The sequence below is a fragment of the Bradyrhizobium sp. BR14999 genome (assembly GCF_056106085.1).
This window is the reverse complement of sequence record NZ_CM148536.1, coordinates 7,302,685-7,317,143: the sequence shown is the minus strand read 5'-3', so window position 1 is coordinate 7,317,143 and position 14,459 is coordinate 7,302,685. Positions and strand designations below refer to the sequence as shown.

The window sequence follows — 14,459 nt, the reverse complement described above, 5'->3', positions numbered from 1 at the left end:
CGCTCACGGCCGTTGCGATCATGCCATTATGCCGGTGTTTTGCCCGACGTGTCAACTCGAATTCGTAATACCAGAAATCTGCTTTGTCCTGCCCAAGTCGTTGTTTCGACAACGGTCGGCTACTGTGCATGGGGTTGTTTTCGCATTTTTTGTTGCGGAGCTGCTCTCTCGTGCCGCGCGGCGGAATGCCGGCGCGCAGACGCGATTGCGAATTTCGGCGCCGCCGCTCATCATGTCCCTCGAGCGCGCCGCGCCAACATGCACAAGCGGCGCGATCAGGTCTGGGGAGGGAACGAATGCAACGAACGCTTCGCCTGATGGCGATTGTCGCCGGATTGTGCGTGACGACACAGGCGCTCGCGCAGAAATATCCGGCGCGGCCCATCAAGATCGCGGTCGGCTTCAGCGCCGGCGGCCCGGTCGACGTGGTCGCGCGCATCATCGGCGATCGCTTAAGCAACAAGCTCGGCCAGCCCTTCGTGGTCGAGAACCGCGCCGGCGCCAATGGCATGATCGCCGCCGAAGGCGTCGCGCGTGCGGAAGGCGATGGCTACACCATTCTCGCCTGCAACTCGTCCACGATCACGCTCAACAAGACGCTGTTCAAAGATATCCGCTACGATCCGGAGAAGGACTTTGCGCCGCTCACGACCGTAGTCTCGGCGCCGCTGGTGCTCGTGGTCAATCCGGAGAATCGCAAGACCGCCGGCATCAAGACTGTCGCCGATCTTGTCGCCGCGGCGAAGGCCGCACCCGGCGCGCTCGCTTATGGCTCGGGCGGCAACGGCAACCTCGCTCATCTCGCCATGGAGCTGCTCAGCCAGAAGGCCGGCATCAAGATGATCCACGTGCCCTATCGCGGCGGTTCGGCGTCCGAGGTCGGCCTGCTCGCGCAGGAGGTGCTGGCGGTGTTCGATCCGCTCTCCGCCGTGCCGCTGGTCAAGGCCGGCAAGCTGCGCGCGCTGGCGGTGTCGTCAGCCGAGCGGCTGCCGGCGCTGCCCGATGTGCCCACCGTCGCGGAAGCCGGCTATCCCGGCTTCGACATCTCGTTCTGGGTCGGCTTCTTCATGCCGAAGGCGACGCCGGCGCCGATCCTGGAGACGCTTCACCGGGAGATCGTCACCGCTGCCAAGGATCCGGCTGTTGAGGAGAAGCTCGGCTCGCAGGGCGTGGTCAGCGTGCTCAGCCCGACTGAGTACGCCGCCAAGATCGCGAAGGAAACGAAGGAGCTTGCCGAGGTCGTGGCCGCCGCGAACATCAAGGCGGAGTAGGAAAGTCTGCTTTGCTCGGAATAGCCGTCATCGCGACGCGCCTACTCGCCGCTGGCCAGTCGCTCTAGCCGATCAAGCAGCGGGCGTTGTCCTGCATTGATCCTCTCCTGCGCCTCTTTGAGCGTGAACCATTCGGCGCGATCGACCTCCGGGAAGGTCTGCCGTTTGCCGCTGCGTGGCGGCCATTCGATCTCGAACGTGTTGCTGCGAATGCTGCTCGTATCGATGTCGAGCTCGGCAGCAAACGCGGTGACGAGCTTGCCGCCGCGCTGCTTGACCTCTCCAAGCGCGATCAGCGGCACGGACAGCTCAAGCCCAAGCTCTTCGGCAAACTCCCGCCGCGCGGCGATTTCCGCATCTTCTTCTTCCGCATATTCGCCCTTCGGGATCGACCATGCGCCGAGATCCTTGTTGCGCCAGAACGGCCCTCCGGGATGAACGAGGAGAACCTCGAGCCTGCGGCGCTTCCGATAGGCGATGATCCCGGCACTCTTCAATGGCATCGCAGGTTCCGTGCAGACACAGGGTCCACCCCTCTGTCGGGAAAGCGGAACGGAGCATTTTAGCGCTCGGGCAGCTCCAAAACTAGCCGGACGGCCGTTCGCGTGATGCGAAGCGAACGGCGCGGGCTTTCGCACTCTTGCCGGCCGCGCGTGCTGCAATCATGCTGCGCGCCTTGCCGTGAGCCGACGCATTCTTCCGGAGCAAGGTTGCGAACCGCTTGCGGGCGCGGTTCTCCGCCAAGCGTGTGGCGAGCTGCTCCGCCTTGCGAATGATGGTCGTGACCGATGGCGTCAGGTTGACCGGAACCCAGGCGACTTCCTTGGCTTTCGAGAGGCTGCCGATGCCTTCGCACGGGGCTTCGCGCGGCAGGTCGATCCGGATCGCAAGCGCTTCCGCGCGCTCGGTCCAGTCCTCGGCCTTGGTGCCGGTGATGATGCGGACATAGTCGCGCGTCTCGCGCGGCAGCTCGCTCTCCTTGGCCAGCCACTTCTGGATGCGGCCGGGGCCGGCGTTGTAGGCGGCGGCGGCGAGGCCGAGATTGCCGAAATCGTCGCGAAGCTTGCGCAGGAATTTTGCCGATGCCGGCAGCGCCTTCATCGGATCGAAGGGATCGTCGAGCCCGACCTCGGCGGCTGTTTCCGGCATGAATTGCGCAACGCCCTGGGCGCCGGCGTGGCTGACCTCGTTGGACTTGAAGCGGCTTTCCTGCCAGATCAGGCGCGCGAAGAACGGCACCGGAATGCCGCTGGCCTCGGCGGCTTCGCGAAGTGCATGGCAGAATCGTTCAGTCGGCGAAACCGGACCCTCGGCGACGGTTTCGGCCGCGCGCGGCGGCTCGCTTTTCTCCTCAAGGGCCGCGTGTGCATTGGCGAGCTCGATGGCCTGCACGCTGGCGAGGAAGAGTTCGACCACCGGAACAAGTGGCGAGGCATGATTGTTCTGGAGAGTAGTGGTGTCGAATGCTGATGTTTGCCGGGACGCCGGCGGATCGAGGTCGCACATCAAAATCATGAACGCGGCGCAAGCCGCGACGACAAATCGCATTTGCTGGGGCAACCTCGAACTGTGGGATGAACGGCCGGCGATGCGCCGGCGATAAGGAGTTCTTAACCGCGCGATTGCGGCAAAGCTGCGGTCTCATGGGTTCCGTCGGTGTTACTACGGTGTTCCCAAAGGGAAACTCTCCGCGGTTTTGCGGATCACTTTGCGAATTGGGACGAGCGATCATGATGCGATGGATGCTTGGCGCGGTGATGTCGCTCTGGTTTTTCTGCCCGGCACTCGCGGGCAATCTCGATGCAGTGGCGGTGAATGATGCTGCGCGTCCCGAAAAGCAGCCGGCGACCGACAAGCTCAACGCTTCGGTGACGAAGCTTCAGATCCTGCTCGATCGTGCGCAATTCTCGCCCGGCCAGATCGACGGCAAGTTCGGCGAGAACGCGCAGAAGGCGATGAAGGCGTTCGCTGAGCAGAACGGGATCGCCCCCGACAAGACGATTGCCCCCGAACTGTGGGACCAGCTGAACGCAGCGAGCGAAGGCCCTGCCGTCGTCGACTACACGATCACCGACGCAGACGTGAAGGGGCCGTTCCTCAAGAGGCTGCCGGCCAAGCTCGACGAGATGAAGTCACTGCAGGCGCTGAGCTACACCAGTCCGCTCGAAGGACTCGCGGAAAAATTCCACATGAGCGAAGAACTGTTGAAGACTCTCAATCCAAGGAAGGCCTTCGACAAAGCCAGCGAGACGATCGTCGTGGCGAACGTTCCGGCGCGACGGGAGCTTCCGCGCATTGCGCGGGTCGAGATCGACAAGACGCGAGCGACGTTGAAGGCGTTCGACGGCTCCGGTCGTCTCATCGCGTTCTACCCGGCGACAATCGGCAGTCCGGATCGTCCGACGCCGATGGGGACGCTGAGGGTGACCGGCACCCACGAGCAGCCGACCTATCACTACAATCCCGAGTACAAGTTCAAGAGTGTCAAATCCAAGAGGCCGTTCGACATCAAGCCGGGGCCGAACAATCCGGTAGGTTCGTACTGGATCGGCTTGTCGGCGCAGGACTATGGCATTCATGGAACGGCAGAGCCCGACAGGGTCAGCAAGTCCGCGTCTCACGGCTGCATCAGGCTTACCAATTGGGACGCGCGTGTGCTCGGCGAGAACGTGAAGCGCGGCACGCCCGTCGTGTTTCTCGATGCGCCGACGGATACCTCCTCGAGGCAGCAGGGCAAGACGGCCGGCAGCCGCGCCTCGAATTAGTCTTTCGGAAAATCCTTGCGCATCGCGATCTCGGCGGCATCGCCGGGCGACAGCACGGTCTGGTCGAAGGCCGGTTGCGGCTTCGTCATGATGTCGTAGAGCGAAATACCTTTGATCGGCTTGCCCATCAGCTCGCGGACACAGTCAGCGAGCGTGCCGTTGTAGACGAGATAGGGCGGGCCTCGGTCCTTCTGCCTCTGTCCCTTCAGCGATGGCCACTTCTTCAGCTCGGCCGGCGCGTCATAGGCGATCGGCGATCCCTCTTTGAACATGCGTTTGGCTCCGGCGGCTTGGACTGCCGGAAATCCTAAAGCCGCCGGGTAAATACGCGTTAAAGAATTAGTTCAAATCAGCCGGCAATGAAGGCGAGCAGGGTGCCGTTGGCCTTGGCCGGCGGCACGCAGATCGCAGCCCCGCTGCGCACAGCAGCCGAACCGAGCGCCTTTTCGGTAGCAGTGAGATCGCCACTGAGGAGCACCAGCGCCGCACCGCCGCGCTCGGAGAGGCCCGCGAGCTGCACGCCGGGATAGCGTTTGCTGAGCTGGTCCAGCGTCAGATAGACGAAGTCGGCACGGTCGCCGCCGGAGGGCACGGTGACCGCGCCGTCGGCAGCCGTTTTCGGCTCGCGGTCGATCAGCCGGCCGAGATGCGCGGCCTCCTTCGCGGGCTCGGGCGTTGCGATCAACGTCTGCTTGATCCGCCTGGCCGCATTAGCGTGTCTCATCAATTCCGGAATCCACACGGTCTCGCGAGTCTTGTGCTGGCAGGCGAAGATACGCACGCCGCCGGGCGCTTCCGCGGTCGGCCACATGAAGGTGCGGAACTTTGCCGCCGAGACCGTGCCATCAGGCAGCGTCACCGGCCGTTCGAAATCGGTCGGGCCGATCGGCGTCAGGCCGCGTGCGCGGATCTCCTCGGCGCCGGCGGCGGAATCGATTGCGGTGAAGGCGATGCGCTCGATGCCTTCGCCGTGCTTGTCGAGGAAAGCGCGCGCCGGGGCATTGAGCTCTGTCGCAGCGAGCACGCCGAGCAGCTCCATATAGTCGGGGTCGAACATGATGGTGTAGTTGCCGGTGCCCATATGGATGCTGTGGGTGCCGCGCGGGGAGACGGTGAAGCCGAGCTGCCGGTAATTCTCGGCAGCCTGGTCGAGGTCCTTCACCATGACCACGGCGTGGTCGATGCCGATGACGTTGTTGAGAGCCACTGTTCTTTCCCCGCGCATGCAACTGACTTTGGCCGCGGCAGCGGCCACGGCTCCTGTCTACGCCGGATAGACGGTCGAGTCATTTTCAATTCAGTGGGAGATGCGGGAATTTCATTCCGCGAAATGCTGTGCCGACGCGGGACGGCATCAATTCGCCTGCTCGATATAGGCGGCGAGCATGGCGCGCTCCTCGCTGGTCATCTCGGTGACATTGCCCGGCGGCATCGCATTGGACCAGGCCGCGACACGCCCGATCAGGCGGATGTTGCGATGGATGTGCTCGGGCGCGTCAAGCAATATGCCTTTCGGCGCAGTGACGATGCCGGCCCAGACCGGCTCGGCCGCGTGGCACATGCTGCAGCGGGACATCACGATCTCCTCGACATTGGCGAGCGTCGGCTGCGCCGGCAGCGCGCTGATCTTGACGTCGCGCGGTCCGGCGGCGGAGAGGAAGAGGATCGCAATCACGCCGAGCGCTGCGACGCCCCACACCCACCACGGCGATTTGCGCCCCGCATGCCGCGCGTTGAAGAAATGGCGGATCACGGGGCCGAGCGCCAGGATGATCGCGACGATGATCCAGTTGAAGCGCGTGGCGTAGAGCAGGGGATAGTGGTTGCTGATCATCAGCACGACCACGGGCAAGGTCAGATAGTTGTTGTGGACCGAGCGTTCCTTGCTGGCCTTGCCGAGCTTCGGGTCGGGCGCCTGTCCCGCGATCAGGCTGGCCACGATCTTCTTCTGGTTCGGGATGATCAGCGCGAAGACGTTGGCGACCATGATGGTGCCGATGATCGCGCCGATCTGGTTGAAGGCGCCACGACCGCTCAGCACATGGGTGAAGGCGTAGGTCAGCGCGACCAGGAACAGATAGCCGCCGATGGCGAAGGGCAGCTCGCGCTGCGCAAGCCCAGAGCGGCACGCGGCCTCATAAAGCAGCCATGCCAGAGCGAGGCTAAGGAAGCTGAACAGGCCGGCCTGGAATGGCGTCAGGTCGAGGATGGACTTGTCGACCAGGAACAAATCGGCCTCGAGATAATACACCACCACCATCAGCGCGAAGCCGGAGAGCCAGGTGGTGTAGGCCTCCCATTTGAACCAGGTCAGCTCGTCCGGCATCTGGCTCGGTGCGACCAGATATTTCATGATCCGGTAGAAGCCGCCGCCATGGACCTGCCAGGCCTCGCCCTGCACGCCATCAGGCAGGTCGCCCGGTAGGTCGCCCGGTAGGTCGCTCGGTAGGTCGTCCTTGGGCCTGAGGGTGAGATCGAGGGCGATGAAATAGAAGGAACTGCCAATCCAGGCGATCGCGGCAACCACGTGCAGCCAGCGCAGCAGCAGGCTCGCCCATTCCGATATGACGGATCCCCACATGATCACCCCATCACTCGCGACACCAATGCCGCAGCTTTGAACAACCGCCGGTCGCGCCCCGCCAATGTGTCGCACCGATCAGCCGCATTTTCCAGTACGATGGGCCGCGGCTGATGCCCATCGTACGGGCATGAGCTGACGTGGAATTCGGCAGCATGACCTGCCGCAGAACGTTTGCGGGTCGTCGCATATTGACGTTTGAGACGCGCAGGCCGGGAGGAAGACGTGAAGAACAGGATATGGTCCGTTGCGATGTCCGCGGGATGGCTGGTCGCGGCTGTGACCGGCGCACGAGGTGAGCCGGTGCTGCAGGGCAAGGACGCCTATGGCGACTGGCGGGCCGACAAGCCTGGCACGGTCAGGTTCATCCGGCCACAGGATCTGATCAGGCCCGGGGCGACGCGGTCGGTCGCGAGCTCGTCGCGTGTGGTGCCGCGTCCGCCCGAGGCTGCGCTCCAGGTGCCGGCCGGATTCAAGATCGAGCTGTTCGCCGAAGGCTTGCGAACGCCACGCGTCGTGCGGGTCGCGCCGAATGGCGATGTTTTCGTCGCGGAGACGCGGGCCGGCAACATCCGCGTGCTGCGCGCGGGCGATGGCGGCAAGGTGACCAACGACGTGTTTGCCAGTGGACTGAGGCAGCCGTTCGGCATCGCCTTTTTTCCGAACGGCGACAACCCGCAATGGGTCTATGTCGCCAACACCGACAGCGTCGTTCGCTTTCCCTATCAGGCCGGCGATCTCAAGGCGCGCGGCAAGGCGGAAACGATCGTGGCAAGCCTGCCGCATGATGGCGGCCATTCCACCCGCGACATCGTGTTCACGCCGGACAACAAGCGCATGCTGGTGTCGGTCGGCTCGCTCAGCAACGTCGCCGAGGGCATGGGCACGCCGCCGGGCGGGATGGAGGCGTGGTCAAAAGCGCAACCGCTTGGCGCGGCCTGGGCCAGCGAGACCGAGCGCGCCGCCGTGCTGGTCTTCAATCCTGACGGCAAGGAGCGGAAGATCTACGCCACCGGCCTCCGCAACTGCGTCGGCCTCGCGATCCAGCCGCAGACCGGTCTGCCCTGGTGCTCGACCAATGAGCGCGACGGTCTCGGCGACGATCTGGTGCCCGATTACGTGACCAGCGTGAAGGAGGGTGGCTTCTACGGCTGGCCCTGGTTCTATATCGGCGGCAACGAAGACCCGCGCCAGGCCGGCGCGCGGCCGGACCTCAAGGACAAGGTGACGATGCCGGATGTGCTGATCCAGCCGCACTCGGCCTCGCTCGGAATGACCTTCTACCAGGGCGCGCAGTTTCCGCCCGAGTACCAGGGCGACGCCTTCGCCGCCCAGCACGGCTCCTGGAACAGATCGAAACGCACCGGCTACAAGGTGATCCGCATCAAGATGAAGGACGGCAAGCCGACCGGGGAGTACGAGGATTTCGTCACGGGGTTCGTGGTGAGCGATACCGAGGTGTGGGGACGGCCGGTGGGAGTGACCGTGGCGAAGGATGGATCGCTGCTGGTGTCGGAGGACGGCAACGGCACGATCTGGCGGGTGACGCACGTGCCGCAATGACGCTGCACCCTCCCCTGGAGGGGGAGGGTCGATCGCGCGCAGCGCGAGCGGGGTGGGGTGACAGTCTATCCATTGAGGCGGTGCCCGTGGGGAGAGATCACCCCACCCCGCTGCGCATTTCGCTTCGCTGCATGCACAGCGACCCTGCCCCTCCAGGGGAGGGTAAGAGAGGCGCTCGCCTGGACCTACCCCCGCCGCACACTCGCCCCGCCATCCACGGGCAGCGTCACGCCGGTGATGAAGTTCGCTTCATCTGATGCCAGGAACAGCGCGGCATTCGCGACATCCCATCCGGTGCCCATCTTCTTGCGCAGTGGCACCTTGCTGTCGCGTTCGGCTTCGACTTCGGCGCGGGTCTTGTGCCATTCGCGGGCGCGGGTATCGACCGCCATCGGTGTGTTCATCAGGCCGGGCAGGATGACGTTGGCGCGGATGCCGTATTCGGCATTCTGGTAGGCGAGCTGTTCGGTGAAGGCGATCATTGCCGACTTCGTCGCCTTGTAGGCGACATAAGGATAGGTCGTGATCGCGGCCATCGAGGAGATGTTGATGATGGCGCCGCCTCTCTGCGCGCGCATGATCGGGATCACCTCTTTCGCGGCGAGAATGCAGCTCTTCAGGTTGATGGCGACGACGCGGTCGAATGCCTCTTCGGTCAGCTGCAGCAATTCGGCATCGCCGCCCGAGAGACTGACGCCAACATTGTTGTGCAGCACGTCGATCCGGCCCCAGCGCGATTGCGCGTCCGCGACCATCGCCTTGATGTCGGCGGCTTTGGTCACGTCAGCCTTGAAGGCTGCGGCCGTGCCCTGCTTCGCCGTGATCATTGCAACCGTTTCCTGCGCCGACTCCAGCTGGTGATCGACGCACAAGACCTTGGCACCCTCGCGAGCGAAGGTGAGCGCGGTGGCGCGGCCATTGCCCATGCCCTCGCCGGGGCTCTGGCCGGCGCCGACGACGATCGCAACCTTGTCCTTCAAGCGCATCTCGGTTCACTCCCAGGCTCGGTCTGTTCATTCGGTATTTTCGTGCAGATTAGCAATCGCTCCAATCGGAGAGAAGGGCGCGTCTCTGCGTTCATGTCATTGAGATCACATGGAATTGCATGTTGCGCCCGGCCCATCGCGCATAGCTGACCCTTCGCGGTTCAGGAACCGTTTTCAGGCAATCGCGTTTGTTGCGGAGCCTTTCCCGCGCTAGGCTCTGTCCCGGGGCTTCCCAACCGCCAGTGGCTCGCCGATGAATCTGTTCGATCCGCAAGGGCCTGTGGCTGCGGCCAACAGCACCATCCTGATCGATTCCGTCTTCATCATGCTCGTGATCGTGGTGCCGACCATATTCGCGATCCTCGGCTTCGCGTTCTGGTTTCGCGCGTCCAATCCGAAAGCACGTTTCCAGCCCGACTTCGTCTATTCGGGCCGCGTCGAGATGGTGGTGTGGGCGATCCCTGCGCTCACCGTCATCCTGCTCGGCGGCGTCGCCTGGATCGGCTCGCACCAGCTCGATCCCGCAGCGCCCGTGCCGGGCACCGGCAGCCCGGTGCGGATCCAGGCCGTCTCGCTCGACTGGAAATGGCTGTTCATCTATCCGGATCAGCGCATCGCCACGGTCAATACGCTGACCGTACCGGCCGGCGCCGAGCTAAATTTCCAGCTGACGTCGTCGAGCGTGATGAACACGTTCTTCATCCCGCAGCTGGGCAGCATGATCTACACCATGAACGGCATGGTGACGAAGCTGAACCTGCGCGCCGACAACGAGGGCAAGCTGCAGGGCCTGTCGGCGCATTTCTCCGGCGACGGCTTCCCCGACATGATGTTCGACGTCAACGTGATCTCGCCGCTCGCCTTTCCGGAGTGGGTGGCGACCACGGCGAAGACGGACGCCGTGCTGAATGCGGACAGTTACACAAAGCTGATGCAGCAAGGCGTCGAGACGGGGCGGCCGACCTATCGGCTCGAAGATCCGCGTCTGTTCGATCTGATCGCGACCCAGCATATTCCGCCGGGTCCTGGACCGGAGCTCGCATCCGAAGCGGGCCGGTCGCACAGTGGAGGCCACGATGCTCGGTAAGCTCGACTGGTCCGCCATTCCGTTCGATCAGCCGATTCCGCTCGTCGCGGGCGCGGTGGTGCTGGTCGCAATCCTGGGCGTGCTGGCCTGGGTCGTGATCAAGGGTCATCTGCCCTATCTCTGGCGCGAATGGATCACCAGCGTCGACCACAAGCGCATCGGCGTCATGTATGTGCTGCTGGCCTCGGTGATGCTGCTGCGCGGCGGCAGCGACGCCATTATGATGCGAATCCAGCAGGCCGTCGCCTACCAGTCGCAGGGCTATCTGCCGCCCGAGCACTACAACCAGATTTTTTCCGCGCACGGCACCATCATGATCTTCTTCGTGGCGATGCCGTTCGTGATCGGGCTGATGAACCTGATCGTGCCGCTCCAGCTCGGCGTGCGCGATGTCGCGTTCCCGACGCTCAATTCCGTCGGCTTCTGGCTGGCCGCGACCGGTGCGCTGCTGGTCAATATCTCACTCGTGGTCGGCGAATTCGCGCGCACCGGCTGGCTCGCCTTTCCACCGCTCTCGGAATTGTCCTACTCGCCCGGCGTCGGCGTCGATTACTACGCCTGGTCGCTGCAGATCTCCGGCGTCGGCACGCTGGTCGCCGGCATCAATCTCGTCACCACCGTGCTGAAGCTGCGCACCAAAGGCATGAACTATCTGCGCATGCCGATGTTCTGCTGGACCACGCTGGCCTCGAATCTCCTCATTGTCGCGGCGTTCCCGATCCTCACCGCTACGCTGGCGATGCTGCTGCTCGACCGCTACCTCGGCTTCCACTTCTTCACCAACGAGGCCGGCGGCAACGTCATGATGTTCATGAATTTGATCTGGGCCTGGGGCCATCCCGAGGTCTACATCCTGGTGCTGCCGGCCTTCGGCATCTTCTCCGAGGTGGTCTCGACCTTCTCCGGAAAGGCACTGTTCGGCTATCGCTCGATGGTGCTGGCCACCATGGCGATCTGCGTCATCTCCTTCATGGTGTGGCTGCATCATTTCTTCACGATGGGAGCGGGGCCCGACGTCAACGCCATCTTCGGCATCGCCAGCATGATCATTGCGGTGCCGACGGGGGTGAAGATCTACAACTGGCTATTCACGATGTATGGCGGCCGCATTCGCTTCGCGACGCCGATGCTGTGGGCGGTCGGCTTCATGGTGACATTCATCGTCGGCGGATTGACGGGCGTCCTGCTCGCGGTGCCGCCGGCCGATTTCATGCTTCACAACAGCATGTTCCTGGTAGCGCACTTCCACAATGTCATCATCGGCGGCGTGCTGTTCGGCGCTTTCGCCGGCTTCGAATATTGGTTTCCGAAAGCGTTCGGTTTCCGCCTCGACGAACGCTGGGGCAAGGCTGCGTTCTGGTTCACCTTCCTCGGCTTCTTCATCACCTTCATGCCGCTCTATGTCGCCGGCATGCTCGGCATGACGCGGCGCATGCAGCATTATGACGTCGCGGCCTGGCGGCCCTGGATGCTGGTGGCGGCGGTCGGCATGGCGGTGCTGACGATCGGCGTGATCTGCCAGATCATGCAACTCGTCGTCAGCATCCGCGACCGCGAGGCCCTGCGCGACCGCACCGGCGATCCCTGGGACGGCCGCTCGCTGGAATGGGCGACCTCGTCGCCGCCGCCGGTGTTCAATTTCGCTTTCAATCCGGATGTTCGTGGCGAGGACGCTTATTGGGAGATGAAGGCCCATGCCAAGCAGCAGCTGCTCGAGCACGAAGAGCCGGAATATCAGGACATCGAGATGCCCCGGAATTCGCCGACCGGCTTTGTCTGCGCGTTCTTCGCCAGCATCATGGGCTTTGCGTTGATCTGGCACATCTGGTGGATGGTGATTTTGGGCGGCTTAGGTGCCTTCGCGACCTTCGTCGTGTTCGCCTGGCGCGACCATGACGAATACGTCATCCCGGCCGATCGGGTTGCCCGTATCGACCGCGTCAATCTGGAGGAACGGCGCAGGCTCGTCAGCATGGCGGGGGCAGTTTGATGTCGATGACCGCGACCGCTGGCCACGCCCATGCCGATCCCCATCACATCGGTGTCGTCATCGAGCATACCGGACCCGCGCCGAAGCGGATCGTGACCGCGTACGGCTTCTGGATCTTCCTGCTCTCCGACATCGTGATGTTCTCCTGCTTCTTTGCGGCCTACGCCGTGCTGGCCGGCCAGACCGCCGGCGGCCCGAAGGGCTCGGAGATCTTCGACCAGAAGAACGTCGCGATCGAGACGGTCTGCCTGTTGCTGTCGAGCTTTACCTGCGGCATGGCCAGCATTGCCGCCGACGTGCGCAACCGGTTTTGGTTCTATCTCGGTATGGCCGTGACCTGCGTGCTCGGCCTCATATTCCTCACCATCGAGTTCCGCGAATTCGCCGGCCTCGTCGCCCGTGGCTATGGCCCCTCGCGTAGCGCGTTCCTGACCGCGTTCTTCTCGCTGGTCGGATGCCATGGCCTCCACGTCTCGGCCGGCGTGTTGTGGCTGCTCACCATGATGGCGCAGGTGTTCGCCAAGGGCTTTCGTGCCGACATCCAGCGGCGGATGATGTGCTTTGCGCTGTTCTGGCACGCGCTCGACATCATCTGGGTCGCCGTGTTTTCCGTGGTCTACCTGCTTGGGAGTGCGCCATGAGCGATCAGACGCATGAGTTGGTCAAACACGACCTCGCGCCCGGCGAGGAAGAGCAACACAGTGTCGGCGTCCGCATCCTCGGTTACGTCGTCGGTCTTGTCCTGGCCCTGCTGCTCACGGCGACGTCGTTCTTCATCGCCGGCACCGATCTGGTCTGGCAGCCGTCTATCCCGGTGGCGCTGATCGTGCTCGCGATCGCGCAGATGGGCGTGCATCTCGTGTTCTTCCTGCACATCACCACCGGCCCCGACAATACCAACAACGTGCTGGCTCTCGCCTTCGGCCTCCTGGTCGTCTTCCTGGTGGTCGGCGGCACCGTCTGGATCATGGCGCATCTGAACGCCAACATGCCGCCGATGGACCAGATCATGCAGATGCGCGGTTAGTCTAGGGCGCTATCGCCTTACTGAATTTGGCTCGACCGGTTGCCGGGGGTCACCTCTCTCTGCGGGAGAGGTGAACCCGGAGCTCGCATCGATTCAACCAAGGCTCATCCTGCTTTGGCGTCGCTCCAAAAAAGAAGAGCCGCTTGTGATGACAAGCGGCCCAAGTCTAGGGAGGAAACGCCCGAGCAAGGCAATCGGGCCGAAGCCGGATTGCTGCCAAGGAAACGCTCGCGCAAGGCGCTTGCGTACCAATACAAATGACGCAACCCCCGATCGAGTTCAATTCCGGATCAATACGGTCTCGGACTACCACTCACGGATGTGTGAAGGAATTTTTCACTTCGGCCGACGGCAATTATAGGCCCTGCGGAAGCCGGCGGCCTGCGCGTCGTCCTCCGAGCAGAACCAGCGGTCGGGCTTGGTGGTCGCCGGATAGCTCGGGCAGCCCCGCAAATGATAGATGCCGATATTGCCGGTGACGCGTGCGCGCACTGCGAGCTTGCCCTTGATGCTGCAACTCGGCGGCATCGTCAGCTCCTCCGGGAACAGCACGGCGCGGATTTCCTTGTCGCGGTCTGGGCGGCACGCGGCGCCGAGGAGCGCGCCGTCCTTCTTGCCGCTACGAAAATCTTGCGGTGCAACAAAGCAGCCCTTCCAGATCCCGACCGCCGCCGTCTTGGCCTCGGTGGCCGCGGGCTTGACGTTGGCCTTGATCGGCTCGCGCGCGAGGGCAAAGCCGAGCTTGATCAGCTGCTCGTTCAAGCTGGCCTTGTCGCCCTCGGCCGTGCAGATGGCGCGGTGCCGCTTGCCAAAACTCTTCTCCGGTCCGACGTCGTCGCAGCGCACCGTCCGTTTGCCGATCAGCTTCGTCAGTTGGTCACGGGCCTCGATGCCGCAGGTCCAGGAATCGGCGTGATCGTCGATGCAGACCTGGTCCAGCTCGGGCGCGTCGACGCCGTCGAGCCGGTAGGTGACGTCGCCGAGCTGGACGGAGTTGCCGTCGCGGACCGTCGCGGCGGCAGTCAGCGCGGAGACCGGCCCCGACGAGGCCAGAAATCCGGACAAGGCGAAAAACGAAACGAGCGCAAAAGCGCAGGCGGGGGCAAAGAAATTTCGGAAGGACATACGATCTCGCTATCGATGGCTCGTGCGCCCTGTTCCTAGCATCCGGATGTGGCGATACCAATGG

14 protein-coding genes are annotated in these 14,459 nt (G+C 63.6%); 7 read left to right on the top strand and 7 right to left on the bottom strand.

The annotated features are described in order from the left end of the window. The first annotated feature begins 296 nt into the window (after positions 1-296). Positions 297-1,271 carry a Bug family tripartite tricarboxylate transporter substrate binding protein gene (locus tag ACR9YP_RS34150; protein ID WP_438110235.1) on the top strand — a complete coding sequence of 325 codons (975 nt, stop codon included), beginning with the start codon at positions 297-299 and terminating at the stop codon, positions 1,269-1,271. A gap of 41 nt (positions 1,272-1,312) precedes the next feature. Here the strand turns inward: ACR9YP_RS34150 and ACR9YP_RS34145 are convergent, their stop codons facing one another. Next, positions 1,313-1,774, bottom strand: a complete 462-nt coding sequence (locus ACR9YP_RS34145) for an NUDIX hydrolase (RefSeq protein WP_438110233.1) — start codon at positions 1,772-1,774, stop codon at positions 1,313-1,315. 82 nt (positions 1,775-1,856) lie between these two features. After that, a complete protein-coding gene (locus tag ACR9YP_RS34140; RefSeq protein WP_438110231.1) occupies positions 1,857-2,819 on the bottom strand; it encodes a transglycosylase SLT domain-containing protein in 963 nt (320 codons plus the stop codon). Between the two features lie 182 nt (positions 2,820-3,001). Between ACR9YP_RS34140 and ACR9YP_RS34135 the strand changes: the two genes are divergently transcribed. Continuing rightward, positions 3,002-4,036, top strand: a complete 1,035-nt coding sequence (locus ACR9YP_RS34135; RefSeq protein WP_438110229.1) for a L,D-transpeptidase family protein — start codon at positions 3,002-3,004, stop codon at positions 4,034-4,036. On the opposite strand, the gene ACR9YP_RS34130 is transcribed toward ACR9YP_RS34135, so the two are convergent. The 3 genes from ACR9YP_RS34130 to ACR9YP_RS34120 form a co-directional block, all read right to left on the bottom strand. Then, complete coding sequence (locus ACR9YP_RS34130) at positions 4,033-4,308, bottom strand: hypothetical protein (protein WP_128935257.1); 276 nt, start codon at positions 4,306-4,308, stop codon at positions 4,033-4,035. The genes ACR9YP_RS34135 and ACR9YP_RS34130 overlap by 4 nt on opposite strands. Positions 4,309-4,385: 77 nt before the next feature. Further along, on the bottom strand, positions 4,386-5,243 hold the full coding sequence (locus ACR9YP_RS34125) for a VOC family protein (RefSeq protein WP_474217925.1): 858 nt from the start codon (positions 5,241-5,243) through the stop codon (positions 4,386-4,388). A gap of 147 nt (positions 5,244-5,390) precedes the next feature. Beyond that, positions 5,391-6,617, bottom strand: a complete 1,227-nt coding sequence (locus ACR9YP_RS34120; protein WP_438110226.1) for a urate hydroxylase PuuD — start codon at positions 6,615-6,617, stop codon at positions 5,391-5,393. 225 nt (positions 6,618-6,842) lie between these two features. Here ACR9YP_RS34120 and ACR9YP_RS34115 point away from each other — a divergent pair, with 225 nt between their 5' ends. Continuing rightward, the gene (locus tag ACR9YP_RS34115) at positions 6,843-8,180 is read left to right on the top strand and encodes a PQQ-dependent sugar dehydrogenase (protein WP_438110224.1); all 1,338 of its coding nucleotides are present in this window, start codon (positions 6,843-6,845) and stop codon (positions 8,178-8,180) included. A 185-nt stretch (positions 8,181-8,365) separates the two neighbouring features. Here ACR9YP_RS34115 and ACR9YP_RS34110 read toward each other — a convergent pair whose 3' ends face one another. Next, on the bottom strand, positions 8,366-9,166 hold the full coding sequence (locus ACR9YP_RS34110) for an SDR family NAD(P)-dependent oxidoreductase (RefSeq protein WP_438110222.1): 801 nt from the start codon (positions 9,164-9,166) through the stop codon (positions 8,366-8,368). A gap of 253 nt (positions 9,167-9,419) precedes the next feature. Here ACR9YP_RS34110 and ACR9YP_RS34105 point away from each other — a divergent pair, with 253 nt between their 5' ends. The 4 genes from ACR9YP_RS34105 to cyoD are packed head-to-tail and all read left to right on the top strand — an operon-like array spanning position 9,420 to position 13,270. Next, positions 9,420-10,253 carry a cytochrome ubiquinol oxidase subunit II family protein gene (locus ACR9YP_RS34105; RefSeq protein ID WP_438110220.1) on the top strand — a complete coding sequence of 278 codons (834 nt, stop codon included), beginning with the start codon at positions 9,420-9,422 and terminating at the stop codon, positions 10,251-10,253. Then, positions 10,243-12,243, top strand: a complete 2,001-nt coding sequence (gene cyoB / locus ACR9YP_RS34100; RefSeq protein WP_438110218.1) for a cytochrome o ubiquinol oxidase subunit I — start codon at positions 10,243-10,245, stop codon at positions 12,241-12,243. Before ACR9YP_RS34105 ends, cyoB begins: the two co-directional genes overlap by 11 nt. Further along, positions 12,243-12,884, top strand: a complete 642-nt coding sequence (locus tag ACR9YP_RS34095; RefSeq protein WP_438110216.1) for a cytochrome (ubi)quinol oxidase subunit III — start codon at positions 12,243-12,245, stop codon at positions 12,882-12,884. Before cyoB ends, ACR9YP_RS34095 begins: the two co-directional genes overlap by 1 nt. Further along, positions 12,881-13,270 (top strand): cytochrome o ubiquinol oxidase subunit IV, encoded by a 390-nt coding sequence (gene cyoD / locus ACR9YP_RS34090; protein WP_091893731.1) that lies wholly within the window; start codon positions 12,881-12,883, stop codon positions 13,268-13,270. Before ACR9YP_RS34095 ends, cyoD begins: the two co-directional genes overlap by 4 nt. A gap of 336 nt (positions 13,271-13,606) precedes the next feature. On the opposite strand, the gene ACR9YP_RS34085 is transcribed toward cyoD, so the two are convergent. Next, on the bottom strand, positions 13,607-14,395 hold the full coding sequence (locus ACR9YP_RS34085) for a thermonuclease family protein (RefSeq protein ID WP_474217924.1): 789 nt from the start codon (positions 14,393-14,395) through the stop codon (positions 13,607-13,609). Positions 14,396-14,459: the final 64 nt, after the last annotated feature.